The organism is Mycobacterium sp. SMC-4 (genome assembly GCF_025263265.1).
Taxonomy (GTDB): domain Bacteria; phylum Actinomycetota; class Actinomycetes; order Mycobacteriales; family Mycobacteriaceae; genus Mycobacterium.
This window is the reverse complement of sequence record NZ_CP079869.1, coordinates 570,764-593,544: the sequence shown is the minus strand read 5'-3', so window position 1 is coordinate 593,544 and position 22,781 is coordinate 570,764. Positions and strand designations below refer to the sequence as shown.

Below are 22,781 nucleotides of genomic sequence, written 5' to 3'. Positions count from 1 at the left end.
ATCAGCCATGGTGATGCGGCGCCCCCTCAGCACCGGCGCCAGGGCTGTACTCCTCGTGACCTCCGGCGAAGTCGCGAACCTGAGCGATCACCGGCAGTGTCGACCCGTCCTCGAACTCCACCGTCACCTCGACATCGGCGCCCGGGAGCAGGGGCTGCGTGAGGTCCATCAACATCAGATGGTCCCCGCCGGGGATCAGCTCCCGCGTCCCACCGGCAGGCACGGTCAGCCCGCCGTCGATCTGTCGCATGATCATCGTTCCGGTCGCATCGGGCACCACTTCGTGCACCTCGACGTGACCGGCCTGGGGTGAACTGCCCCCGACGATGCGGGCGTCGCCGGGACCGGTGTTGGCGACGCTGCCGAACACCGCGGTCATCCCGGAGTCCGCTGCCGAGGCCCACTGGTCGCTGATCGTCACGCCCTCGGCCATCGGCGCCGGCGATTCGTCAGCTGATCCGCACGCCGCGCCCAGCAGGACCCCGGTGACCAACAGACCGCCGACGGCTTTGCCAAACATGTTGTTTTTCATCATTTTTCATCTCCTGCAGCAATTTCGGCATCGACGAGCGAACCGGACTCGTCGACGGCCGGGGAATCGGATTCGTTGTGCACTTCACGTGTCCGGCGTCGGCGGGCCAGTGCAGCCTCCAAAACCAACACCACCAGCAGCGAGACGCCGAACACCGGAAAGAGCACTCCCAGTGCGACGGCAGCCGCGCAGAGCACCACCATCGCGCTGCGCGGTGTCCTGGCCCGCGCTGCCGCGCTCGTCGGTGCGGGCAACCCGGTCCGGCCGGCGGGCCGGCGTTTCCACCACATCAGCACTCCGGTCAGGACGCTGAGAAGCACTGCCAGGCAGGCGATGGTGGCCATGATGCGGGTGAGGACGCCGTACTGGGTGCCCATGTGCACGGCGATGCCGAAACTGGTCAGCCGGGACAGCGCCCCGTTCTGCTCCGCGGTGGCGTTGGTGATGGTCCGGCCGGTGAACTGGTTCAGGTACAGGGTGCGCTGTTCGGAGATCTTCTGTGGCCATGCGTTGACCACGGTGTAGCTGCCGTACACCGGGGCCTCGTCGGCGATCGAGTTCGACGGCGGGATGATCGAGTAGCCGGGCACCATGTGCTCGCCCTTGGCGATCCGGTCGATATCGGCATACGAGAGTGGCTGCGCGACAGCGCCGTCCGCGGAGGAGGCATAGACCGGGTCGGTGACGGCAGCCCAGGCGATGCGGCGGCCCAGCCGGTCGTGGTCACCCATCGTCGCCGGGGTCGACGGGGCGTCGATCTGCGTCGACGGTGTGACCGCCGCGGAGAACGCCCGCCAGTTCTCACCCCAGTACCGTGACCATGTCATGCCCGAGAGCACGTACCCGATCAGGATCAGCGCGACGAGCACCCCGGTGAGCGCGTGCACGTCACGCCACCGGACACGTCCGCCGCGCCGCCATCGCACCTTCAGCAGCGGTTTGGTCGCCTCGATCGCCCGCGGCCACCACAGGTAGATGCCGCTGGCCAGCAACACCAAGATCCAGACCGCGGTCAGTTCGAGCCACAGGTTGCCGATGCCCACCGGGATCGTCGCGTCCGGATAGGTCGACGGGTTGATCAGATGTCCCAGCGACGGCAACTGCAGCTGGGGCGCGTCATTGCCGAACATCCGGTGGACCTGGTTCGCCCAGCCGACCAGACCGGACAGTTCGCTGCGCTGCCCCAGATATTGACCGGTATAGGGGTCGACGAAGACTTGGGTGACGTTGCCTTCCGCGGCCGGGTACGACAACGCGTCCGGCGGCAGGAAATCGACGCGGGTGGAACGTCCCGGACCGGCCGGGGGTGTCACGGCGTCGAGGGTGTAGTCGGCGGCGACGTGCAGTTGGGCCGTTGCGACCTGCTGGTCGAGCGAGACGCTCTGGCTGTGCTGATCCACCACGAAAAGTGAGCGGTTCAGCCAGTCATCAAGGGGTTGGCTGTACAAGATGATCAGGCCCGAACAGGCCAGGGCGATCAGGGCGGGGGCGGTGAAAAGCGCCACCCAGAAATGGATTCGCCATATGCGGCGGAGCAGGGCGGCATTACCCCTGCGGTTGGTAGGGACACGGGTCAATTCAGATGTTGCCATGGTGGCGGGTGCTTTCGGTACTTTCGATGGAGCGGAGAAGCAGAAAGCGCGATCCGGCGGAGGGGACACGACGAAGGTCGGCCGCACTCGACGGTTCAGCGCGCGACACCCGCGCGAGCCTTCGCGCGGTGTAAGGAAACGACGTTCAGGCCGCTAAGCGGCCAGCCGGGCGGCCCACGGCGGGGCGCGCATGCCCAAACCGGAGGCACGCAGCACCGACTGCGCAAAAGACTGCCGCGGCTCAGTCGGACGTGGGCGGCAGGGCGGTCGGTGCCTGGCCACGGCGAACAGCCGCAACCAGCTCAGCACCGAAACGCAGACAACGTAAAGGTATTCGACCGTCGTGATCGCCGCGCCCAACAGCAGCGCGCCGGCGACGTGAGCGGCTGCCATCGACCACGACAGGCCGAGCCCCCCGTGATGGTGGCCGGCGGCCAGCGCCAAGGTGATGTGGCCCAGTATCTGTGCAGCGATCAGCCCACCGATGACGGCGATCAACCGCAGATGGCGGCCCTCCAGAGCCGTCCCGGCCAGCACAGCGCCCACGACCGCGCACACCAGGCCCACCAGGATCAGCGCCGAGCCGGACGGGACGTGTCCGCCGGCGGCCGCATGCGCACCGCAGGTGATCACCGTCGAGCACACACCCACCAGCGCGCCGCGCAACCCGCGCGCGCGTGATTTCGGTGTGCCCACGTCACGGACCCTACCGCTGCGCTACTACATCGCCTAGTAGAGGTGGTTTCCGTCAAGCCGACGGTGGGTCCCGGTGGGTCAGCGTCATCGCGATGGTTTGCAGAATCTCCTGCGCACTTTTGCCGAGAGTCGCCTCCATGCCCATCAACAGCAGGCCGGACAGATTCACCAGTCCGGTCGTCAGCGAGGCCGCACCATCAGGCTCGGCCAGATACTCGTCGAGCCTGGCGTGCAGCAGGTCGTCAGCGTGGTCGTCGATCCAGGCGGTCATGACGTCGATGGCCCAGCGGGTCTTCTCGTCGTCAGCCATTGGCGGTCAACCACTTCCGTTTGCTGTGTTCCGACGGCGCTGCCGAAGGTCCGACCGGTCACGCCATATCCTAGCGACTGAACACATGTGCAGGTGGACAGGTGTGGCCGAGCACCCCTACGCTGGTCGCGATATCGAGGACGAGAGGACTGACATGGCCGAGTACACGCTGCCGGATCTGGATTACGACTACGGCGCGCTGGAACCCCATATTTCCGGACAGATCAACGAGATTCACCACAGCAAGCACCACGCCACCTACGTCAAGGGCCTCAACGACGCGATCTCCAAGCTCGAAGAGGCACGGGCCGACGGTGATCACGCGACGATCTTCCTCAACGAGAAGAACCTGGCATTCCATCTCGGCGGACACGTCAACCACACCATCTGGTGGAAGAACCTCTCGCCCAACGGCGGCGACAAGCCCACCGGGGAACTTGCCGCGGCCATCGACGACCAGTTCGGGTCCTTCGACAAGTTCCGGGCGCAGTTCACCGCGGCGGCCAACGGACTGCAGGGCTCGGGCTGGGCGGTCCTGGGATACGACACTCTCGGTCAGCGGCTGCTGACGTTCCAGCTCTACGACCAGCAGGCCAACGTGCCGCTGGGCATCATCCCGCTGCTGCAGGTCGACATGTGGGAGCACGCGTACTACCTGCAGTACAAGAACGTCAAAGCCGACTACGTCAAGGCGTTCTGGAACGTGGTCAACTGGGAAGACGTGCAGAATCGGTTCGCCGCTGCGACCAGCAAGGCCCAGGGCCTGATCTTCTGACGTTGCTACCGCGGACGCAGCTGCGCCCTGATCGGCCCTTTGGCCACGGTGGTGAACGGCACTTCGCAGTCGAAGACGTCGTCGACCGACTCGATCACCCGCGCCCGCACGATGGTGGCCAGCGCCAGCGTCGTCTCCAACCGCGCGAAGTGCTCACCGATGCACGGTCGTCCACCGCCCAGGAACGGCAGGAACTGCCAGCGGTCCCGGTTCTTGACGTTCTCCGGGCTGAACCGGTCCGGGTCGAACACCATCGGATCCGGCCACAGCTGCGGATCATGGTGCAGCGCATACAATCCCAACGCGATCAGGCTGCCCGCCTCTACCCGGTAGCCGTCGACGGCGATGTCGCGGGTCGCCAACCGCGCCACCCCGGCAGCCGGCGGACACAGCCGCAGCGCCTCGTGCAGCACCTGCACGGTGTAGCCAAGCCGGGGTACATCGTCGGGCGTCAGTTCCCGGTCCCCGATCGCGGCCACCTCCGCTGCGACGCGGTCCTGCACCTCGCGATGATGCCCGAGCACCCACAGCGAGTAGGTCAGCGCGGTCGCGGTGGTGTCGTGACCGGCCAGCATGAAGATCAACAGGTCGTTGGAGATCTCGGCGTCGGACAACGGTTGACCGGTCTGTGGGTCGGTCGCCGCGATCAACGCGTGCACCAGCGGAGCATCGCGGGTGGGGTCGGCCCGGCAGGCGCGCACCATCTCGTCGGTGATCCCGCGCATGGCCGCCACCGCTGCGCGGGTCCGGCCACGCGCCGGCGTCGGCAGCCACCGGGGGGCCCGTACCGGCCGCAGAGCCCGATCGGCAGTGTAGGACGATGCCACATGCATACAGCGCGCGATGGTGTCGGCGCGCTCGTTGAGGTCGACGCCGAGCACCGAGCGGCCCAGCGAAGCCATCGCGACGCGCCGACACTCCACGTCCAGGTCGACCTCACCCCCTGCGGGGTGCCGATCGACGAAATCCTGCGCAGCCCTGGACATGTGACCACCAAAGGCCCGCACACTCTGCTTGGTGAACACCGGGGCCAGTGCGCGTTTGCGCGGTCGCCACTGCTCGTTGGGCAGCACGAACAGGCTGTCCCCGGCCGCGTGCTGCACCTCTTCGTGGATGATGCACCGCTCGGAGGCAGCATCGCTGCGGCCCAGTACGTCACGCATCCCGGCCGGCGACATCACCGCAACGATGGGCGGGACCAGCGTTTTCGGCCCGAGCTGGATGCGGGTGATAGGGCCACCCGCGTCACGGATGACTTCCTGTCCGGTGTCCAGCGTGCGGACCAGCTTGGCCAGCCGCCACAACGGAAGCGGGTTGCGGGGCGCCAGCGGCAGTGCCGCCACAGGTGGCAACTCGGTGGCCGTCACGACGCGCTCCAGGTGAGCACTTCACCGGCGCCCTGCGTCAGCACCGTGCCCGGCATCACCCGCAGCCGGTACGGGGCCAGCCGCAACACCGCAAAGGCCTCCGACGTCGGACCGTCGGCCCACATCGGGATGACGAACGGGTCGTAGCCCACGGGCTCGGGCGCGGTGGCGAACTTCTGCCACACCGCCGCGCAGGTGTCGTCGTCGCGGTACCACTCGACCAGGCACTCGGCCGAGCAGGTGTCATGGCTAGGGGTCCAGTAGTTCACCGACACGTCCGGGTGGACGGCCAGGTGGGCGCGCTTGACGGGCGACGGGACGGTGGCGATCCAACCGAACAGGTCGGTGCCGTCCCACTCCCAGATCGGATGCAGCACGCGCGAGCGGGGCTTGCTGTCGGCGTCGACGGTGGCCACCGACGCCCACACGATCGAATGGGCCATGGCCACGAAGGCGGGAGCGATCTGCGCCAGCGGTGTCACGAGTGTCCAGCCTAGGCAAGCACCGCGAGAGCAGTCACTCTTCGAGCTTCTTGCGGAACTCCTCGGTGTTGCGGTACACGACGTTGCCTTCCTCGGCACTGGTCTCGATCTTGCCTTTGTGCTCGTCGTCCACCCAGTCGGTGACCGACGTTCCGGTGACCGTGCCACCGCTGCCGGGCAGCGTGGTGGTCTGCAGGTCGTTGTCGTAGGCCTTGGCCATCTCCCTGGCCTTTTCCCGGTGCTCCTCGGTGACCTCTGGTTTCTCGGTGAGCCGGGTCTGGTCGTCGCTGTCGGACGTCTCGGTGGTTTGCTGGTCTGAGGCTGTGTTGTCATCCATGCGATTCGGGATGACCACAAGTGTGATCTGCGAAACTTCACGCCGGCACAGTGCGCAGCACCACCGGAAGGCTGGGCAGGAAGTGCTGGCGCGCGAAGGCGCGGACATCCTCGGCGCTGTCCATCGGCTGCGCGCTGGGCAGCAGCAACACCATCGCGGCGTAACGCAGGACGCAGTCGGCGAGTTCGTCGACGGCATCGGCGCCGATGCGCTCGGCGAATCCCGGCGGGAAGATCACCCGCAGCGCCTCGGCCATCCGATCGATGGCGGCGCGGTGGTAGCGGCTTGCCAGTTCGAGCACCAGACCGGGCTCGTCGGTGAACATCTGGTTGAGCACCCGGTGGCGCCGAAACTTCATGATCGACAAGGTGAACGCCTCGACGTAGACGTTGGACTGCGGCTCCGCCTGCTTCAGTTCGGCGGCGATGTCGGCGAACAGGCGGACGTTCTCCCGCTCGATCACCGCGCCGACGAGCTCGTCCTTGTTGGCAAATCGGCGATAGATGGTGGTCCGGCTCACCCCGGCGCGACGCGCGACGTCCTCCAGCGCCACCCGGCGGAAGCCGTGCCGTTCGAACTCGATGATCGCCGCGTCGAGGATCTCGGTCGCGGCCCGGTCAGCCCCGCCCATAAGCCCGCACGGCATACCCGTTGAAGCGCACTTTCATCGGCAACCGGTCCCACAGCCAGTTCACCGGACGCGACCGCCAGAGCGCCGCGAAGCGCTGGTAGCGCCGCTCCTGACGGTCGGTCCAGGGCAACCCCAGCAGGGTGCGCGCCCGCGGTGGCAATCCCCCGGTGGTCAGGAACGCCGCCAGCGGGTTGAACACCGGCGCGACCAGCCGCCACACCAGCGGGTGCACGGCCTTCGGTTTCGGGAAGCCCTTGGTGACGTAACCGACGCCGTACCTGGCGGTCGGGTGCGCGACGACGACGTCGTTCATCATCCGGTCCCAGTACTGCTCGAACTCGGCGTAGGTGGCCGGCATCGGACGATCACTGACGCCGTAGCGGCGGTACCAGGTCTTGGACTCCAGCCAGATCTGCTCCCTCTCCGCGGGGCTCAGACGCTTCACGAAAGTGTCGGCGAAGTAATAGATCTGCTCGACGAAGGTGGCGTGCGCCCAGAAGTAGGTGTCAGGGTCCAGCGCGTGGTAGCGGCCGGCCGATTGTCCATCGGGGCCGGGCATGTCGCCCTTGATCGAGACGTGGAAGTCGCGGACCTGGGTGCCGGCGTTGTTGTCGTCGGAGCCGTACACCGTGTTGAAGATCGGCGGAATGGTCCGCTTGAGGCGTTCGGCGGTGTCGGCGAAGAACGTGGAGTGGTCGTAGACGCCCTGTCCGAGCTCGGCGAGCATGTTCTGCAGCACGGCCGGCCGCGGGCCGATCAGATACATCCGGTTGTCGCCGAAGTATCGCCAGACCAGCGATTGCGGTCCCAGGGGCAGCGCGTCGTCGAGGTGTTCGGTGTTCTGCGCCAACTCCGTCATGAGCAACAGTGTTACAAATTCTGCACTTTGTACCAAGCCGTTGTGGTGAGAGTAACACCACGCTCAGCGGGCGGTTCGCGCCCTGTGAGCAATGACGGCTGTGCGGCAGGGCCGAATCACGACCCGGAACTCAATGCCGAGGCGGGGCGGTCCGGCGTGAGGCGCTGGCGGGCTACCCGGGTCAGGCCGAGCACCGCCGCAACCCCGGCGACGGTGGCCAGTAGCAGCGACAGCGTCAGCAGCGGCGCGGAGTACACCTGCGACACCGTGGCCGGCTCCCCCTCCAGGATCGGCGCGACGACGACCGCAGACGAGGCCGCGAGCCAGCTCAGCACAGCCCCGGCGGCAACGACCACCGCCACCAGTAACTCGACGACAGCGCGTCGTGTCACGGCGCGGGCTCCGGGGGGATGCGTTCGTCGAGCAGGTTGGTCAGCGCCGCCCGCAGCTGGTGATGCTTGCGGGCCCACGCCTGGGCGGTCCTGTCGTTGGTCAGCCGCAGCCCGATGCCGGTGCGGCCCCGTGGCACGCCGGTGAGCTCGCCGAGCGCCCGGGCGTACTGCCACTTCGGTGTCTCGGCGCCGCTGGCCTCGGGGTAGACCCGGACGATCTCGTCGACCAACAGGACCTCGGTGCCCTGGCGCAACTTCTCGGGCGTGAGTTCGACCGAGGTGTGGATGCGGGCCGCCTTGACCTGGATGCTCAGGAAAAGGGTCACCAGGATGAAGAACAGGCCGGGCACCATCCACTGGATGCCGTAGCCGGCCGACATCTGGATCATCGCCATGGCCACGCCTGCGCCGGGGCCGGCCAGCACCCACAGCCAGCTCGCACCCTGCTCGTAGAACAACACCTCGGTGGTGTCGGTGGCTTCGGTCATCGCCGATCCTCGGGGTGAAACCACCGGCTCGCGGCCGGCCGGACGAACAGCAGCGCACCGATCAGCAGTGGTAGCTGCGCCAACAGGATCAGCGGCTGGGCGACCCCGATGCCGATGGCCAGCAGCACGACCACCACGACGGTGGCCCACGTCAGACCCACCAGCGCACGACGGAAGCGGGCGTCACCGCGGCGGGCCTGCCCGGCCAGGTACGCCGACGCGCCACCCAGCAGTACCGCCCCGATTCCGGTGGTCCGGTAGATCGTCAGATAAGTGCGCACCTGGTCGTCGCCGACGTCGTCGGGGATCGCCGAGCGGGCGGCGTCGAACGTGGCACTGGCGGCCATCAGCCCGCCCACGATCAGCACCACCGCGCCGGCGATGCAGATCCAGAACGCCACGTCGACGACGCGGGGGCGCCCAGCGGAGGACGGCGACGAGGATGACGCGGTCATGGTCGGGTCAGCGTAACCAATCACCGGGCGAAGAATTCATGGGCTTCCTTGCGGTGCAGCAGATACATGCCGCCGACGATCAGCACCGAACCGATGATCACCGGTGCGGCATAGCCGAGCGCCGCCGCGGGGTTCAACCGTTCGACACCGAAAAGGTTGCTCACCGAGTAGACCACCGCGGCGATCGCACCGCCGGTCAGGCAGGTGCGCGCCCAGCGGTAGCCCTGCCGCATCAAGTACACGAAGGTCGCCACGACCGCGGCGAGCACCGCAACGAACACACCGTTGATGGCCAGGAACAGGCCGCTTTGCCCGTTCTGGACGGTGAACAGGTCAACCAGGTACCCGGCCACCATCAGCGGCAGAGCCACCAGCCACAACAAGCACGCCGTGTCGACATCGGGCGGGCGGACCGGGGGTGACCCGTCAGGGCCGCCCGGGGCGGCCGGCGGTTCGGTCACGACAGCCAACGTGCCGCATCGGCGGCCCAATAGGTCAGCACGAAGTCGGCACCCGCGCGCCGGATCGAGGTCAGCGACTCAAGCACCACGGTGTGCAGGTCGAGCCAGCCCTTCTCGGCCGCGGCGCAGATCATCGAGTACTCGCCCGAGACCTGGTATGCCGCCACCGGAACCGTCGAGATGTCGGCCGCGGCGGCCACTACGTCCAGAAACGCCATCGCGGGTTTGACCATGATGAAGTCCGCGCCCTCGGCCAGGTCGAGTTCGATCTCCCGGATCGACTCCCTGGTATTGCCCGGATCCTGCTGGTATGTCCGGCGATCGCCCTCCAAGCTGGAGGCCACGGCCTCCCGGAACGGACCGTAGAAACCGGAGGCGAACTTGGCCGCGTAAGCCAGGATCGCGGTGTCGGTGAATCCGGCGCTGTCCAGCCCATCCCGGATCGCGGCCACCTGACCGTCCATCATCCCGCTCGGGCTGACCACGTGGGCACCCGAATCTGCTTGCGCCACCGCCAGTTCGACATAGCGCCGATTAGTCGCGTCATTGTCCACTCTGCCCGACTCATCGATCACGCCGCAGTGTCCGTGATCGGTGAACTCGTCCAGGCAGGTATCGGCCATCACCACCGTGGCATCGCCGAGGTCGGCCGCCAGATCGCGCAACGCCACATTGAGGATCCCGTCGGGGTCGATCCCTGCCGATCCGTGGGCGTCCTTGTCGGCGCCGCGCGGAACCCCGAACAGCATCAGCCCGCCCACGCCGAGTTGCACGGCTTCAGCGGCGGCACGGCGCAGAGAGTCACGGGTGTGCTGCACCACCCCGGGCATCGACGCGATCTCCCGCGGTTCGTCCAGACCGTCGGCGACGAACATCGGCAGCACGAGATGGCGTGGCATCAGCGTGGTCTCGCCGACCAGGCGACGCATGGCTGCAGTGGTCCGCAGCCTCCTGGGGCGGTGGCTCGGGAAGCTCATCGGCGGCCCCCGGCTAGCGGCGACGGCTCTTTTTGCGCGGCGGCGGCAGGGCACCCTCGGCGCGGAGCCGGGCAGCGTGCTCGGCGAGCGCCTCCACCAGCGGGCCGACCGCGGCCACCTCGGGCTGCACGTCGACCCGCAACCCGAACTCCGCTGCGGTCTCGGCGGTCTTGGGCCCGATGCACGCAACGATGGTGCGGGCGTGCGGCTTCCCGGCGATACCGACCAGATTGCGCACGGTGGAGCTCGACGTGAAGCACACCGCGTCGAATCCGCCCGTCTTGATCATCTCGCGGGTGTGCGCCGGCGGCGGGGCCGCACGCACCGTGCGGTAGGCGGTGACATCCTCGATCTCCCAGCCGCGTTCGCGCAGACCCTCGGCCAGCGTCTCGGTGGCGATGTCGGCGCGTGGCAGCAGCACCCGGTTCACCGGGTCGAACACGTCGTCGTAGGGCGGGAAGTCATCCAACAAACCGAGCGAGGACTGCTCACCACTGGGCACCAGCTCGGGGTTGATGCCGAAGGCACGGACCCGGTCGGCGGTGGCCTGCCCGACGCAGGCGATCTTGACCCCGGAGAACGCGCGGGCGTCCAGACCGAACTCGTTGAATTTCTCCCACACCGCGCGCACCGCGTTGGTCGAGGTGAACACCACCCACTGGAACCGGCCGTCGACCAGACCCTTGACGGCGCGCTCCATCTGAGCCGGGCTGCGCGGCGGTTCGACGGCAATCGTCGGCACCTCGATGGGCAGTGCCCCGTGGGTGACCAATCGGTCGCTCATCTCGCCGGCCTGGTCCTTGGTGCGCGGCACCAGCACGGTCCAGCCGTACAGCGCGCGGCTCTCCCACCAGTTGAGCTTCGCGCGGTGGGCGACGGTGCGCCCGATGGTCACCACCAGGGTCCCGGTCAGCGGTCCGACGGGCTCGGCCAGTGCCGGCTTGTCCAGGACGGCCTTGTCGAGCAGACCGGCCAGCGTGGTCTCCACCGAACGCTGCTGGCAGGTGGTGCCGTTTCCGGTGACCACCGCCGGCGTCGATTCGGCCAGGCCGAAATCGATCAACGTGCGCGCGGCTTCGGGCAGATGCGATGCGGTGGCGTGCAGGATCAGCGGGCCCGGTGCGGCGGCCAGCGCCGCCCAGTCCACGTCGGGGTCACGCACGTCGGCCACGGTGTGTGACGACCCCAGCGGCAGGCCGGCATAGGTGGGCACCGCCGTGGTGTCGGGCAGGCCCGGCACGATCTCGAAGCTCAGCTGGGTCCGGGCCACCGCATTGACCTCGGTGATCACCGAGTCCACCGACAGCGGGTCACCCGCCACCAGGCGTACGACATCGACGCCGGTGCGGGCCTCGGTGGCCAGCGTCTTGGCGACCTCGGAGGGGTCGCCCAGCGCAGGACGCACATCGGGACCACCGGGGATGACCGGTTCGGCCGCCGGCGCGTCGGTGTTCTTGTCGGCATCGCCGCCGTTGGCCTTGGCCGCGCCGGCTGCCACCTCGGGCAGCGGCCCCGACGGCGGCGGCAGCTCGGTGCCGACCAGCGCCAACACCGACTCGGGCACGTCGGGATCGGTGAAAACCAGGGCGGCGTTGGCCAGCACGGCACGGGCTCGTGTGGTCAACAGGCCCGGATCCCCGGGCCCGGAGCCGACGAACGTGATGCGGCCGGGCTTGCCCTTGCGTCCTCGCAAGCTCATGTGTCTCTCCCGCCTTTGTCCAACAGATCGCGTGCACCCAGCTCGAACAACTCCTCGGCCACCGAGAGACCCAGCTCCCGGGCCCGATCGGGTTTCCCGATACCGGACGCGCGGATCACGTCGGATCCGTCCAGCGTCGCCACGCAGCCGCGCAGCGACAGCTCTTCGAAGACACGACCCTCCTCATCGATCGACTCGACCACCTCGGCGATCGCGCCGACCGGTGCGGAACATCCCGCCTCCAGTTCGGCCAGCAGAGCTCGCTCGGCGGTGACCGCGGCCCGGGTGTCGGCGTCGTCCAACTCCGCCAACAGTTTCACCAGGCCGTTGTCGCCGGCACGACACTCGATCGCCAACGCTCCCTGCGCCGGTGCCGGCAACATCTGGACCGGCTCCAACGTCTCGGTGATGACGTCGAGGCGACCGATACGGGACAGACCCGCACGGGCCACCACGATGGCGTCGAGTTCGCCGCGGCTTACCCTGCTCAACCTGGTATCTAGGTTGCCTCGTAGGGGGCGGATTTCCAAACCGAGACCCAGTGCTCTAAGCTGCGCCGCCCGCCGCGGGGAGGAGGTGCCGACCGTCGACCCGGCCGGCAACTCGCCCAGCACCATCCCATCGCGGGCCACCAGCGCATCTCGGGCGTCTTCACGCACCGGCGCAGCGGCGATGGTGAACCGCGGGTCGGCCGCGGTGGGAAGATCCTTGTACGAGTGCACGGCGGCGTCGACGGTCCCGTCGGCAATGGCCTCACGCAGCGCCGCGGTGAATACCCCGACGCCGATGTCGGCGATGGGGTCGTCGGCACGGCGGTCACCCTCGGTGGAGATGATCACCAACTCGGCGGGGTGGCCGGCGGCGACCAGCGCGTCGCGCACGGTCCCGGCCTGGGTGGTGGCCAGCAGGCTGCCGCGGGTTCCCAGACGTATCACGGGATGGCTCGCCACGGGCGTTGAGTCACTCGGACGTGTCGAAATCTGTTGTCACCACCGATATTTCACTACCACTGACGGCATTGATGTCCAGACCGTCAAGCGGCAGCTCACCGGCGGCCACGGCGTCGACCGCCTGCTGGTCGAGTTCGAACAGTTCGCGCAACGCCTCGGCGTAGCTGTCCCCACCCGGCGCGCTGGCGAGTTGCTTGACGCGCACCGTGGGTGCGTGCAGGAGCTTGTCGACCACCCGGCGCACGGTGTTGGCCACCTCGTCGCGATGCAGCGAATCCAGGCCGGGCAGCCTGTTGTCCAGCCGCAGCAACTCGGCCTCGACGACGTCAGCCGCGCGCTGGCGCAGCGCGGTGACCGTCGGGGTGACCTCGGCCATCCGCTGACCCGCCAGGTAGAGCGCGACCTCGGCGGCGACGATGGTGCGGGCGGCATCAGCGTCCGAGGCGGCCGCCCGGGCGGAGGGCTCGCGCTGGATGCGCTCCATGTCGACCACCAACACCCCGGGCAGACCTGCCACCGCCGGATCCACGTCGCGGGGCATCCCGAGATCGCAGAACACCAGCTGCTTACGGTCGGTCCCATGCGCGAGGCCGCGGTGCACATCGGCCAGCGACACCACCGGGCGCACCGCGCCGGTGCAACTGATGACGATGTCGGCGTCGGTCAGCAGCGGAGGAAGATGATCGAACGGAAAGGCCTCGGCGGCGACACCGTGGCCGCCGATGGTCTCGGCGAGCCGCTTGGCACGCGGCAAGGTCCGGTTGACTACGTGAATCCGCTCGACCCCGGCGCGCACCAGCTGTTTGGCTGCCAACGCGCCCATCGAACCGGCCCCTACCACCACCGCGCGGCGACCGGCCAGCGAACCCAGCTTGCGCTCGGCGATGTCGAGTGAGACCGACACCACCGAGGCGCCGGCGGCATCGATGCCGGTTTCGGTGTGCACCCGCTTGCCCACCGACAAAGCCCGCTGGGACAGCTCGTGCAGCGTGCGTCCCACCGTGTGATTGGCCTCGGCGGCGGCATAGGCCCGGCGCACCTGGCCGAGCACCTGCTGCTCGCCGATGACCGCCGAGTCCAGCCCGCTGGCCACGGCGAACAGGTGCTCGACGGCGGCTTCGGCGTAGCGCACATAGGCGTACTTGGTGAGATCCTGCAGCGACATGCCCGAGTGCTCGGCCAGGATCTGGCCGATCACCGACAGACCACCGTGGAACGCTTCCACCACCGCGTAGACCTCGATGCGGTTGCATGTGGACAGCACCATCGCCTCGGTGACCAGCGACGAACGCAGGACCTCTTCGATGATCTTGGCCTGGTCGGCCTCGTCGGTGCTCAGCTGTTCCAGCACCGACACCGGCGCACTGCGGTGCGACACCCCGAAAAGCAGTACGCTCATGGCTCCATCACCGCCCTCACCACGTGTTCAAAGGTAGTCGCTGACCGCTGGGCCACCAAATTCGCTCAGCTAAGCGCTCCGCCTCGGCCGCCCAGGTCGGCACGCAGTCGGGCCTCGTCGACCTCCCAGTAGGAGTGTTCGGCCCCGTCGAGCAGAACCACCGGTAGCCGGTCACCGAACTCCGCCCGCAACGCGGGCTGCCCCGCCGCGGCCGCCTCGTCGACATCGGTGACGGTCAGGGTGAAACCCAACTCGTCGGCCAGCTCTGCCAGGCGGCCGGCCGCGGCCGTACACATCGGGCAACCCTGCCGGGAGAGCAACTGCACCGCGCGATCCACTCCGCCAGTATTGCGCCCGGGTGCCCTACTGTTGTAGCCGTGTCCGATACCGGGGAGAGGGAGGGCGGGTTCGCCGACCGGGCGCAGGAACTCGCCGGTCAGGCCAGTGCGGAGGCCGCTGCCCTCGGCCTGACCGAACTGCCTGAGCAGGCCGCGGGCCCGCCGCAGCCGCCACCTGATCTGACCGCCGCGGCGTTCTTCGACGTCGACAACACCTTGGTCCACGGGTCGTCGTTGGTGCACTTCGCCCGCGGGCTGGCCGCGCGGGACTACTTCACCTACTCCGACCTCGCCCGGTTCGCTGTCGCGCAGGCCAAGTTCCAGCTCACCGGCCGGGAGAACAGCGACGACGTGGCCGCCGGCCGGCGCAAGGCGCTGTCTTTCATCGAGGGCCGATCCACCGCCGAGTTGGTCGCGTTGGGCGAGGAGATCTACGACGAGATCATCGCCGACAAGATCTGGCCCGGCACCCGGGCGCTGGCGCAGATGCACCTCGACGCGGGCCAGCAGGTCTGGCTGGTGACGGCAACGCCCTATGAGCTGGCAGAGACGATTGCCCGGCGGCTGGGGTTGACCGGCGCGCTGGGCACGGTGGCCGAGTCCGTCGACGGGGTGTTCACCGGCCGACTGGTCGGCGACCTGCTGCACGGCGTCGGCAAGGCCCACGCGGTGCGCTCACTGGCCATCCGCGAGGGGCTGAACCTGCGGCGCTGCACCGCCTACTCGGACAGCTTCAACGACGTGCCGATGTTGTCGCTGGTCGGCACCGCGGTCGCGATCAACCCGGACAACCACCTACGCGACCTGGCCCGCCAGCGCGGTTGGGAGATCCGCGACTTCCGCACCGCCCGCAAGGCCGCCCGGATCGGGGTCCCCTCGGCGCTGGCGCTGGGCGCCGCGGGCGGAGCGCTGGCCGCGGCGGTGTCGCGCCGCGACCGAAAGTGAGACCTGGCTCCGCTGATAGGCTCGCGCCGCCACCTGACGAGCAACGGAAGAACGCGCCAGCATGAGCATCGCCGAGAACATCATCGGGACCCATTACCGGTACCCGGATTACTTCGAGGTCGGCCGCGAGAAGATCCGCGAGTTCGCCCGTGCCGTCAAAGACGAGCACCCCGCGCACTATGACGAGGCCGCCGCCCAGGAGTGCGGACACGACGCCCTGATCGCGTCGCTGACGTTCCTGGCCGTCGCCGGGCGGCGGGTGCAATTGGAGATCTTCAACCAGTTCGACGTGCCCATCAACATGGAACGGGTGCTGCATCGCGACCAGAAGATCACCTTCCACCGGCCGATACTGGCCGGCGACAAACTCTTCTTCGACTCCTACCTCGACTCGGTGACCGAGTCGCACGGCGCCGTGGTCACCGAGGTTCGTGGCGAGGTCACCGACGAACACGGTGCCCCGGTACTGACGAGCGTCGTCACGGTGATGGGTGAAGCCCAATCCGACACCGAGGCCGACGAGATCAGCGACCGGATCGCCGCGGCCCGCGACGAGGCCCTGCGGAAGATGGTTGCCAAGCAAACCGCACAGGCCGATTGACCTGCACTGGCCGGTCAGCCGAAAAAGGTGTTACGGCGGTTGGCCAGCAGCCGGTAGAGCGTCTGTTGGATGGTCTCGCGCACCTGGTCGGTGAGGTCGAAGGTGACCATCGGATCATCAGCGGCGGCCTCGTCGTAATCGGTCGTCTGGATCGGCTCACCGAACTCGATGTACCACTTCGACGGCAGCGGCACCAGGCCCAGCGGTCCTGCCAGCGGGAACAACGGCGTCACCGGGAAGTACGGCAGTCCGAGCAACCGCGCCAACAACTTGACGTCGGCGACCATCGGATAGATCTCCTCAGACCCCACGATCGAGCACGGCACGATCGGCGCCTGGGTGCGTAGCGCGGCGGAGACGAACCCGCCCCGGCCGAAGCGCTGCAGCTTGTAGCGGTCCTGGAAACGCTTGCCCAGGCCTTTGTAGCCCTCCGGGAACACCGCGGTCAGCTCGCCGGCCACGAGCAGCCGGTGCGCGTCGTCGGTGCAGGCCATGGTGTGCCCGGCCTTACGCGCGGCCTGCCCGACCGCCGGCATGTCGAACACCATGTCGGCGGCCAGCAGCCGGAGGTAGCGATGGGCGGGGTGATGGTCGCGCACTGCGACCGAGGCCATCAGACCGTCCATCGGCAGCACCCCGGCGTGGTTGGCCACCACCAACGCCGCGCCGGACTCCGGCAGGTTCTCGATCCCGCTGACCTCCACCCGGAACCAGGAGTTGAAGAACACTCTCAGCAAAGGAAGGAAGATTGCTTCGTTGAGGTGGGGGTCGAAGCCGAACTCGTCGACGGTGTAGTCACCGGTCATCCTCTTGCGGACGAAGTCGGCCACCGCGGCGATCTTCTTGGCGAGCTCGTTGGGCTCGGTGCCGGCACCGTCGGCGCCGGCACGATGTTGATCGATCTCGCGGATGACGGCGTCGAGTTCCTCGGCCGTGGCGCGGCTGTCGGAATCGGCCAGCGAGGACGGATGTCGGCGCGAACTGTCGGCACGCTGGGTCGCGCTGCGTCGCTGAGCGGCGCTACGACTCGAATTCGAGTGCAGCGGAATGACTTTCGCTTTCGGCTCGCCCGCCACCGGTGTTTCCTCTCCCCCAGATACCCCGGCCTTGAACCGGGAACTGAGTCTATCGCCCCCAGCGCTGCGCCGCAGCGACGGCGCGTTCCTCGACCGAGCGTACCCACTGTGGATCGACGATGGGTTTCAACGCCCGTCCTCGCACATAGTCGTCGAAGGCCTCGGCCGTCGTCCACTTCGGTGTGTAGCCGAGCTCGTGACGCATCCGGGTGGTATCCATGACCCGCCCGTAACTGAGGTAGGCGAGCTGCTCGCGGTCGAGTTCGGACGGTCGGGCGGCCCGCCACAGCGAATCCACGGCGACCAGTGCCGGACTCGGCAGCGGCAACGGGATGCGTCCAGCCCGGCGGATCGCCTGGCTCATCATGATGATTCCCGAGGCGCCGACGTTGTAGGTGCCGGCCTTACCGGCCACCGTCGCACGCTCCAGAGCACCCAGGGCGTCCTGCTCGTGCAACAGCTGCATCCGCGGGTCGTGACCGACCACCGTCGGTACCACCGGCCCCGCCAGATAGCGCGACAGCGCGGTGTCCATGGCCGGACCGATCATGTTGGCCAGCCGCAGGATCGTGACGGCGATGTCGGGGCGACGGCGGCCCAGCCCGCGCGCGTATCCCTCGATGTCGATGCTGTCACGGGCGAAGCCCTCACCGGGTGGCCGTCGGCGGCTGCTGCTCTCGGTGAACAGCACCGGGTCACGTGAGCTGGACCCATACACCTCGGAGGTGGACTTCAGGATGACCCGGCGCACCGAAGGCGCCTTCTGACAGGCCGCGAACAACTGGATCGCGCCCATCACGTTGAGTTCCTTGAGCGTGGCCCGACCACCCGAACGCGGGGAGTAGGACGCCGCGGCGGCGTGCACCACGGTGTCGACGTCCCCGGTGCGGATGACTTTCGCGATGAACGGGTTGCGGATGTCGGCACGCACGAACTCCGCACGGCCCATCCGGCGCAGCAGATCCTTGCTCGGCGCGATCGCGTCGACCGCGATCACGTGGTTGATCAGCGGGTTCTGCGCCAGCCGCGCGGTCAGGTACCCGCCGAGGAAACGGCAGGCACCGGTGACGAGTACCACCTTCGGGTAGTTGAGTTCATCGCGGGTGCCAGAGTGGTCAGCCTTGCCGCCGGCGCCGCCTCCAGAATCCATCCCGACAGCCTAGCGGCCGGGCCGTCGGCCTACTTGCCCAGTTTTCTGCGCTGGACCCGGGTGCGACGCAGCAGCTTGCGGTGCTTCTTCTTCGACATGCGCTTGCGCCGCTTCTTGATGACAGAACCCATGAACTCCGCTACCTAAAGTTGTCTTGACATTCGGGCACCGTCGATCAACGGCGCCAGTCTCGACCGGTCACTTTACCTGGGCCCTCGCGGCAAACGGAAAACGGCTGCGTCGAGAACCCCATGCCGCGACTACCCGGCGTCGAAGTACGAACTCTCCAACATGTCGTGAACAGCCTTGGCGTGCACGCGAAACGAGCGACCGACCCGAACCGCGGGCAGCTCGCCGTTGTGCACCAGCCGGTACACCGTCATCTTGCTCACCCGCATCAGACTCGCCACTTCGGCGACGGTGAGGAACTGCGCGCGCGGCGCCTGGCCTTCACCCTGGCCGGCATCCCGTGCCGCCTTGCCTCCGCTGGCCGAATCCCGCGCCGACGGCCCGTTCGTAGACGTCATCGCAACCCAATCCATCAGGCACGGGCAGTTCCAGCGGCTTCCCCACCGCTGGCACCGACCCATGCTTACCACTGGGAGAATAGCGTGGCAGGTGGGGTTACTGCGACGGGTGTGGGGCAATCAGTTCGAAATTAGTGAACTACTCGGATGTAATTCCGAGCTGCTCAGAGCGGGTTTTGGCAGCTTCCACCGCATTGGCCACGGCTGCCCGCAGGCCACCGCGCTCGAGTTCACGCAGCCCAGCGGCGGTGGTACCGCCCGGAGAGGTCACCGTGGCGCGCAGCTCGGCAGCCGAGGTGTCCATCACGCCCGCGGGCGAACCCGCCGACGCCGACCCGCCTGCCCGGTCGAATCGCTCCAGCAGCATCGCCGCCGATCCCGCCATGGTCTGCGCCACCATCTCGGTGGCCACTGCCCGGGACAGACCGGCGTCGACCGCGGCGTCGACGAGCGCCTCCACCATCAGGAAGAAGTACGCCGGCCCTGAACCCGACACCGCGGTCACCGCATCCATCTGAGACTCGGTGACGGTGAGCACCCCGCCCACGGCGTCGAACAGCGAGGAAACCTCCTTGAGGTGCTCGGCGGTGGCGAAGCGGCCCGGCGCCAGCGCAGTGACGCCACCGCCGACGAGCATCGGGGCATTGGGCATCACCCGCACCACCGGCGACCCGGCAGGCAGCTTGTTCTCGTAGTAATCGGTACTGACCCCGGCGGCGACGCTGACGAAAACCTGCTCGGCGGCGTCGCTTTCGGCACGAGCCGCGGTGTCGGCGATGTCGCCGATGACGTGGGTGACGTCACCGGGTTTGACCGCGACGACCACGTAGGTGGCGGTGTCGACGGCGTCGGCGACCGTCGTCACCAGCACTGAGTACTTCTCGGCAAGGAATTCCGCACGCGCCGGATGCTTCTCGGCCACCACGAGGTCCTTGACCTGCCTACCTGCCCGCAACAGCCCCGCCAGCAGGGCCTCGCCGATGTTTCCGCCACCGATGATCGCGATTCTGGCCATGCCGCCCAGCATCGCACGATGCCCCGCGGTGCTGGCCGCCGCATCGCGGTGACACGGGCCGCTCAGGCGCTGGACGCGCCCTCGGGCTCCGGGGGCACCATGGCCAGCTGCCGGGTCTGCACCACGATGTGCCCCTGCGAGTCGACCACGATGTGGTCCTCGTCGAACCAGTCCTGACCGATCTGCGTCGTCGTACACATCACCCGCAGCCACCCCGGCGCCGGACGGGCACGCAGATAGGCGGTCAGCTGGACCGTGGGGGCCCAGCCGAACCGGTTGACCCCGTAGGTCACCGGCGCCGACACATCGCCGCACAGCAGCGCGAACAGCAGGTCCGGTTCGACGCCCTTGGGGCGCACCCAGTACTCGATCATCGGTGGCCCGCCGTCGGTGCGCGGTGTGAACGTCGTCAACGACGGCCGGATCTCGCAACCGCGGGACAGATGCACGATGTCGGCCATCGGATGACCCGGACCGATCGGCTCCAAGCCCGGCGGCGGATCGGGCATCATCAACGGCAGCACCGGGTTGACCGACAACAGCGGCGGCACGTGGTGTTCAGGGATACCCATGGTGATCGCCGCGCGCACGGCCGTTCGATCACCCTGCCGAAGTTCGACGTCGATCAGACTGACCCGTCGGCCGCGCTTGCGAACCACCGTGACCACATCCATCGCACCGGGATCGGGCGCCCACAGAAAACTGCCCGAGACCGCGATCGGCTCCAGATCGGGCATTTCGTGGCGGGCGGCATTCGCGCACAGCGCCAGCATCGCGCCGCCGTGCACCTTCGGGCCGATCGTCCAGTGCTCATTCAGCAGACCGCGATACACACCGCCGCCGGCCGGGGTGAGCGCCATGGCGTCGGTGAACAGCGTCGAGCTCGTCATCGGGGCAATCCTCAGCGGTTTCGGCTCAGCGCAGCAGATACGTCCGGGCGAACTGCAGCGACTCGGTCAGGAGGGCCTCACGTTCGGCCGCGTTGCGCGCGCCGGAGGTCGTCACCTCGAGGATGACATGGCCGGCGAAGTCGCTGGCGGCCAGCATCTCGCAGATCTCCACAGTGGGCTGGGTGCCGCGGCCGGGCACCAGGTGCTCGTCGGTCGATGCGCCGCTGCCGTCACATAGATGCAGATGGACCAGACCCTCACCCATCCGCCGAGCCATATCGACAGCATCGGTACCCGCGGTGGCGGTGTGGGACAGGTCCAGCGTGTAATGGGCATGCCCGCCGTCGAGCGGGTCGTACGACGGAGCGAACGCCGATAGTCCCGGGCCGGGACGACCGCCCCGTTTACGCATCCGCTCGATCGACGTTTGTCCGGCACCGAAGAACCGGTCGGCACGAAACGGGAACATGTTCTCCACCGCGACCAGCACATCGCTGCGGGCCTCCAGGTCGGCGACCTGCGCGCTGAAGCCCTCGGCATAGCGGCGCTGCCACCGGAAGGGCGGGTGCACCACCACGGTCTGGGCACCGAGCGCTTCGGCGGCGCGCACGCTGCGTTCCAGTTTCGGGATCGGGTTGGCACCCCAGACCCGCTGCGAGATCAACAGGCACGGCGCGTGCACGGACAGCACCGGCACGTCGTAGCGCGCGGACAGTTCGGCGATCGCATCGATGTCCTGGCTGATCGATTCGGCCCACACCATCAGTTCGACGCCGTCATAACCCAGGGTGGCCGCATACTCGAACGCGGCTTCGGTTCGCAGCGGGTAGACCGAGGCGGTCGACAGGCCGACCTTGATGGCGGGGCGCACGATGGATGTTTGGCCTGGCCGCCGTCAGCCCGACTGCAACAACGCCAGCGGACCCAGCGTCACCAGGGCGCCCACAGCGACGGCGATCAGCGTGCTGCCGATGTCCTCGGTCTTGCGCACCACCCGGACCGCGACCACCAGGCCGAGGATCACCAGCACCGAGAGCACCAGCGCAACGATGTTGTTCCAGGTCCACAGCTGGTCGAAGGCGATGAACAGGCCGGCGCCGAAAACGACGGCAAGGACGCTCTGCGCGACGATCCAGGTCCCGTGCACGAAAGACGACATCCGCCGCGGCTCGGCGTGCTCCGGCTCGTCGAAGTCCTCGTCGAGGTCGGTGTTCTCCAACTCGGCACGGTCGGCTCGGGTGAGACCATCGGCCAACGACGAGCCGCCGAACAGCGGTTCGGACGTCGAACGCAGATAGGACGGGAGTTCGTCGTCGGTGTCATCCTCGGCATCGGCATCAGCATCGAGATCCAGGTCGAGATCGATGTCGGACGCGGCAGAGTCCCCATCGTCGAACGCCGCCTCGGTATCGAGGTCCTCCAGCTCGGGCACGTCGGTCAGCACCAGCGACGCCACCTCGGCCTCGTCACCGTCGACCACCGGATCGGGGCTCATGCCCTCGGCGTCCACGGCCGACTCATCGTCGTCGGTGGTGGCTGGCTCGGTGTCAGCCTGCTCGGCGCGTGCGGCGAACTCGGCGACGGCGTCGGCGTAGTCGACCTCTGTCTGGGAAGACTCCGCTGCCTCCGACGACTCCTCAGTGACGTCGGGGACGTCGGTGGCCTCGGAGACGTCTGTGACGCCGGTTTCCTCGGTGGCCGCGTCCTGCTCGGCGGGTTCGACGACCTCGGGTTGTTCGGGAGCGGGCGCTTCGGCGACCGGCTCGGCCGACTTCTCGACACGCGGTGGCGGTGGGGCGGTATCGACGTCACGGATCACCGGAATCTCGCCGGTCAG

Annotated in this window: 28 protein-coding genes and 1 pseudogene; 3 read left to right on the top strand and 26 right to left on the bottom strand. The window is 68.1% G+C overall.

Annotated features, from left to right (window positions below; all coding sequences use genetic code 11):
• Nucleotide 1: 1 nt before the first annotated feature.
• The 4 genes from KXD98_RS02925 to KXD98_RS02910 form a co-directional block, all read right to left on the bottom strand.
• Nucleotides 2-532 carry a copper chaperone PCu(A)C gene (locus tag KXD98_RS02925; protein WP_396883086.1) on the bottom strand — a complete coding sequence of 177 codons (531 nt, stop codon included), beginning with the start codon at nt 530-532 and terminating at the stop codon, nt 2-4.
• Nucleotides 532-2,124, bottom strand: a complete 1,593-nt coding sequence (locus KXD98_RS02920; protein ID WP_260761797.1) for a PepSY domain-containing protein — start codon at nt 2,122-2,124, stop codon at nt 532-534. The genes KXD98_RS02925 and KXD98_RS02920 overlap by 1 nt, the downstream gene beginning before the upstream one ends.
• Nucleotides 2,125-2,277: 153 nt before the next feature.
• Entirely contained in the window at nt 2,278-2,820 is a 543-nt protein-coding gene (locus KXD98_RS02915) for a hypothetical protein (RefSeq protein WP_260761796.1), read from the bottom strand.
• Nucleotides 2,821-2,872: 52 nt separating this feature from the next.
• Complete coding sequence (locus tag KXD98_RS02910; RefSeq protein WP_260761795.1) at nt 2,873-3,130, bottom strand: hypothetical protein; 258 nt, start codon at nt 3,128-3,130, stop codon at nt 2,873-2,875.
• 154 nt (nt 3,131-3,284) lie between these two features.
• Between KXD98_RS02910 and KXD98_RS02905 the strand changes: the two genes are divergently transcribed.
• The gene (locus KXD98_RS02905) at nt 3,285-3,905 is read left to right on the top strand and encodes a superoxide dismutase (protein ID WP_260764945.1); all 621 of its coding nucleotides are present in this window, start codon (nt 3,285-3,287) and stop codon (nt 3,903-3,905) included.
• Nucleotides 3,906-3,910: 5 nt separating this feature from the next.
• Here KXD98_RS02905 and KXD98_RS02900 read toward each other — a convergent pair whose 3' ends face one another.
• The 14 genes from KXD98_RS02900 to KXD98_RS02835 all read right to left on the bottom strand — a co-directional run bounded on the left by KXD98_RS02900 (nt 3,911) and on the right by KXD98_RS02835 (nt 14,698).
• Complete coding sequence (locus KXD98_RS02900; RefSeq protein WP_260761794.1) at nt 3,911-5,272, bottom strand: cytochrome P450; 1,362 nt, start codon at nt 5,270-5,272, stop codon at nt 3,911-3,913.
• The gene (locus KXD98_RS02895; RefSeq protein WP_260761793.1) at nt 5,269-5,754 is read right to left on the bottom strand and encodes a pyridoxamine 5'-phosphate oxidase family protein; all 486 of its coding nucleotides are present in this window, start codon (nt 5,752-5,754) and stop codon (nt 5,269-5,271) included. Before KXD98_RS02895 ends, KXD98_RS02900 begins: the two co-directional genes overlap by 4 nt.
• Before the next feature lie 34 nt (nt 5,755-5,788).
• Nucleotides 5,789-6,091 (bottom strand): hypothetical protein, encoded by a 303-nt coding sequence (locus KXD98_RS02890; protein ID WP_260761792.1) that lies wholly within the window; start codon nt 6,089-6,091, stop codon nt 5,789-5,791.
• A gap of 37 nt (nt 6,092-6,128) precedes the next feature.
• Nucleotides 6,129-6,722: a TetR/AcrR family transcriptional regulator gene (locus KXD98_RS02885; RefSeq protein ID WP_260761791.1), complete on the bottom strand. Its 594-nt coding sequence runs from the start codon at nt 6,720-6,722 to the stop codon at nt 6,129-6,131.
• On the bottom strand, nt 6,709-7,581 hold the full coding sequence (locus KXD98_RS02880) for an oxygenase MpaB family protein (RefSeq protein ID WP_260761790.1): 873 nt from the start codon (nt 7,579-7,581) through the stop codon (nt 6,709-6,711). Before KXD98_RS02880 ends, KXD98_RS02885 begins: the two co-directional genes overlap by 14 nt.
• A gap of 116 nt (nt 7,582-7,697) precedes the next feature.
• Nucleotides 7,698-7,973, bottom strand: a complete 276-nt coding sequence (locus KXD98_RS02875; RefSeq protein ID WP_260761789.1) for a hypothetical protein — start codon at nt 7,971-7,973, stop codon at nt 7,698-7,700.
• Nucleotides 7,970-8,461 carry a DUF3093 domain-containing protein gene (locus KXD98_RS02870; protein WP_260761788.1) on the bottom strand — a complete coding sequence of 164 codons (492 nt, stop codon included), beginning with the start codon at nt 8,459-8,461 and terminating at the stop codon, nt 7,970-7,972. Before KXD98_RS02870 ends, KXD98_RS02875 begins: the two co-directional genes overlap by 4 nt.
• Entirely contained in the window at nt 8,458-8,916 is a 459-nt protein-coding gene (locus tag KXD98_RS02865) for a hypothetical protein (RefSeq protein WP_260761787.1), read from the bottom strand. The genes KXD98_RS02870 and KXD98_RS02865 overlap by 4 nt, the downstream gene beginning before the upstream one ends.
• Before the next feature lie 20 nt (nt 8,917-8,936).
• Nucleotides 8,937-9,377: a hypothetical protein gene (locus tag KXD98_RS02860; RefSeq protein ID WP_260761786.1), complete on the bottom strand. Its 441-nt coding sequence runs from the start codon at nt 9,375-9,377 to the stop codon at nt 8,937-8,939.
• Nucleotides 9,374-10,354: a porphobilinogen synthase gene (gene hemB / locus KXD98_RS02855; protein WP_260761785.1), complete on the bottom strand. Its 981-nt coding sequence runs from the start codon at nt 10,352-10,354 to the stop codon at nt 9,374-9,376. Before hemB ends, KXD98_RS02860 begins: the two co-directional genes overlap by 4 nt.
• A 13-nt stretch (nt 10,355-10,367) precedes the next feature.
• On the bottom strand, nt 10,368-12,053 hold the full coding sequence (locus KXD98_RS02850; RefSeq protein WP_260761784.1) for a bifunctional uroporphyrinogen-III C-methyltransferase/uroporphyrinogen-III synthase: 1,686 nt from the start codon (nt 12,051-12,053) through the stop codon (nt 10,368-10,370).
• Nucleotides 12,050-12,988, bottom strand: a complete 939-nt coding sequence (gene hemC, locus KXD98_RS02845; protein WP_260761783.1) for a hydroxymethylbilane synthase — start codon at nt 12,986-12,988, stop codon at nt 12,050-12,052. The genes KXD98_RS02850 and hemC overlap by 4 nt, the downstream gene beginning before the upstream one ends.
• A 25-nt stretch (nt 12,989-13,013) precedes the next feature.
• Nucleotides 13,014-14,402, bottom strand: a complete 1,389-nt coding sequence (locus KXD98_RS02840; RefSeq protein ID WP_260761782.1) for a glutamyl-tRNA reductase — start codon at nt 14,400-14,402, stop codon at nt 13,014-13,016.
• Between the two features lie 65 nt (nt 14,403-14,467).
• The gene (locus KXD98_RS02835) at nt 14,468-14,698 is read right to left on the bottom strand and encodes a glutaredoxin family protein (protein ID WP_396883084.1); all 231 of its coding nucleotides are present in this window, start codon (nt 14,696-14,698) and stop codon (nt 14,468-14,470) included.
• A gap of 81 nt (nt 14,699-14,779) precedes the next feature.
• Here KXD98_RS02835 and KXD98_RS02830 point away from each other — a divergent pair, with 81 nt between their 5' ends.
• Nucleotides 14,780-15,685: an HAD family phosphatase gene (locus KXD98_RS02830; protein WP_260761780.1), complete on the top strand. Its 906-nt coding sequence runs from the start codon at nt 14,780-14,782 to the stop codon at nt 15,683-15,685.
• A 61-nt stretch (nt 15,686-15,746) separates the two neighbouring features.
• Nucleotides 15,747-16,286: a MaoC family dehydratase N-terminal domain-containing protein gene (locus KXD98_RS02825; protein ID WP_260761779.1), complete on the top strand. Its 540-nt coding sequence runs from the start codon at nt 15,747-15,749 to the stop codon at nt 16,284-16,286.
• Nucleotides 16,287-16,300: 14 nt separating this feature from the next.
• On the opposite strand, the gene KXD98_RS02820 is transcribed toward KXD98_RS02825, so the two are convergent.
• The 8 genes and pseudogenes from KXD98_RS02820 to KXD98_RS28480 form a co-directional block, all read right to left on the bottom strand.
• A complete protein-coding gene (locus KXD98_RS02820) occupies nt 16,301-17,362 on the bottom strand; it encodes a lysophospholipid acyltransferase family protein (protein WP_260761778.1) in 1,062 nt (353 codons plus the stop codon).
• Nucleotides 17,363-17,411: 49 nt separating this feature from the next.
• Nucleotides 17,412-18,512, bottom strand: coding sequence for an SDR family oxidoreductase (locus KXD98_RS02815; RefSeq protein ID WP_260761777.1), 1,101 nt, complete (start codon nt 18,510-18,512; stop codon nt 17,412-17,414).
• 29 nt (nt 18,513-18,541) lie between these two features.
• Nucleotides 18,542-18,643 carry a 30S ribosomal protein bS22 gene (locus KXD98_RS02810; RefSeq protein ID WP_003402602.1) on the bottom strand — a complete coding sequence of 34 codons (102 nt, stop codon included), beginning with the start codon at nt 18,641-18,643 and terminating at the stop codon, nt 18,542-18,544.
• 129 nt (nt 18,644-18,772) lie between these two features.
• On the bottom strand, nt 18,773-19,039 hold the full coding sequence (locus KXD98_RS02805; RefSeq protein WP_260761776.1) for a helix-turn-helix domain-containing protein: 267 nt from the start codon (nt 19,037-19,039) through the stop codon (nt 18,773-18,775).
• A 139-nt stretch (nt 19,040-19,178) separates the two neighbouring features.
• A complete protein-coding gene (gene proC, locus KXD98_RS02800; RefSeq protein WP_260761775.1) occupies nt 19,179-20,054 on the bottom strand; it encodes a pyrroline-5-carboxylate reductase in 876 nt (291 codons plus the stop codon).
• A 62-nt stretch (nt 20,055-20,116) separates the two neighbouring features.
• Complete coding sequence (locus tag KXD98_RS02795) at nt 20,117-20,944, bottom strand: thioesterase family protein (RefSeq protein WP_260761774.1); 828 nt, start codon at nt 20,942-20,944, stop codon at nt 20,117-20,119.
• A 25-nt stretch (nt 20,945-20,969) separates the two neighbouring features.
• Entirely contained in the window at nt 20,970-21,815 is an 846-nt protein-coding gene (locus KXD98_RS02790; protein WP_260761773.1) for a sugar phosphate isomerase/epimerase, read from the bottom strand.
• A 24-nt stretch (nt 21,816-21,839) separates the two neighbouring features.
• Nucleotides 21,840-22,116 (bottom strand): annotated as a pseudogene (locus KXD98_RS28480) (hypothetical protein); the annotation flags it as partial.
• Nucleotides 22,117-22,781: the final 665 nt, after the last annotated feature.

Coding starts and splice junctions, on each gene's coding strand:
- KXD98_RS02795 (WP_260761774.1), bottom strand. CDS start 20,944: ATGACGAGCTCGACGCTGTTCACCGACGCCATGGCGCTCACCCCGGCC.
- KXD98_RS02825 (WP_260761779.1), top strand. CDS start 15,747: ATGAGCATCGCCGAGAACATCATCGGGACCCATTACCGGTACCCGGAT.
- KXD98_RS02905 (WP_260764945.1), top strand. CDS start 3,285: ATGGCCGAGTACACGCTGCCGGATCTGGATTACGACTACGGCGCGCTG.
- KXD98_RS02840 (WP_260761782.1), bottom strand. CDS start 14,402: ATGAGCGTACTGCTTTTCGGGGTGTCGCACCGCAGTGCGCCGGTGTCG.
- KXD98_RS02920 (WP_260761797.1), bottom strand. CDS start 2,124: ATGGCAACATCTGAATTGACCCGTGTCCCTACCAACCGCAGGGGTAAT.
- KXD98_RS02835 (WP_396883084.1), bottom strand. CDS start 14,698: ATGTGTACGGCCGCGGCCGGCCGCCTGGCAGAGCTGGCCGACGAGTTG.
- KXD98_RS02805 (WP_260761776.1), bottom strand. CDS start 19,039: ATGACGTCTACGAACGGGCCGTCGGCGCGGGATTCGGCCAGCGGAGGC.
- KXD98_RS02925 (WP_396883086.1), bottom strand. CDS start 532: ATGAAAAACAACATGTTTGGCAAAGCCGTCGGCGGTCTGTTGGTCACC.
- KXD98_RS02850 (WP_260761784.1), bottom strand. CDS start 12,053: ATGAGCTTGCGAGGACGCAAGGGCAAGCCCGGCCGCATCACGTTCGTC.
- KXD98_RS02815 (WP_260761777.1), bottom strand. CDS start 18,512: ATGGATTCTGGAGGCGGCGCCGGCGGCAAGGCTGACCACTCTGGCACC.
- proC (WP_260761775.1), bottom strand. CDS start 20,054: ATGGCCAGAATCGCGATCATCGGTGGCGGAAACATCGGCGAGGCCCTG.
- hemB (WP_260761785.1), bottom strand. CDS start 10,354: ATGAGCTTCCCGAGCCACCGCCCCAGGAGGCTGCGGACCACTGCAGCC.
- KXD98_RS02810 (WP_003402602.1), bottom strand. CDS start 18,643: ATGGGTTCTGTCATCAAGAAGCGGCGCAAGCGCATGTCGAAGAAGAAG.
- KXD98_RS02885 (WP_260761791.1), bottom strand. CDS start 6,722: ATGGGCGGGGCTGACCGGGCCGCGACCGAGATCCTCGACGCGGCGATC.
- KXD98_RS02865 (WP_260761787.1), bottom strand. CDS start 8,916: ATGACCGCGTCATCCTCGTCGCCGTCCTCCGCTGGGCGCCCCCGCGTC.
- KXD98_RS02910 (WP_260761795.1), bottom strand. CDS start 3,130: ATGGCTGACGACGAGAAGACCCGCTGGGCCATCGACGTCATGACCGCC.
- KXD98_RS02880 (WP_260761790.1), bottom strand. CDS start 7,581: ATGACGGAGTTGGCGCAGAACACCGAACACCTCGACGACGCGCTGCCC.
- KXD98_RS02890 (WP_260761792.1), bottom strand. CDS start 6,091: ATGGATGACAACACAGCCTCAGACCAGCAAACCACCGAGACGTCCGAC.
- KXD98_RS02870 (WP_260761788.1), bottom strand. CDS start 8,461: ATGACCGAAGCCACCGACACCACCGAGGTGTTGTTCTACGAGCAGGGT.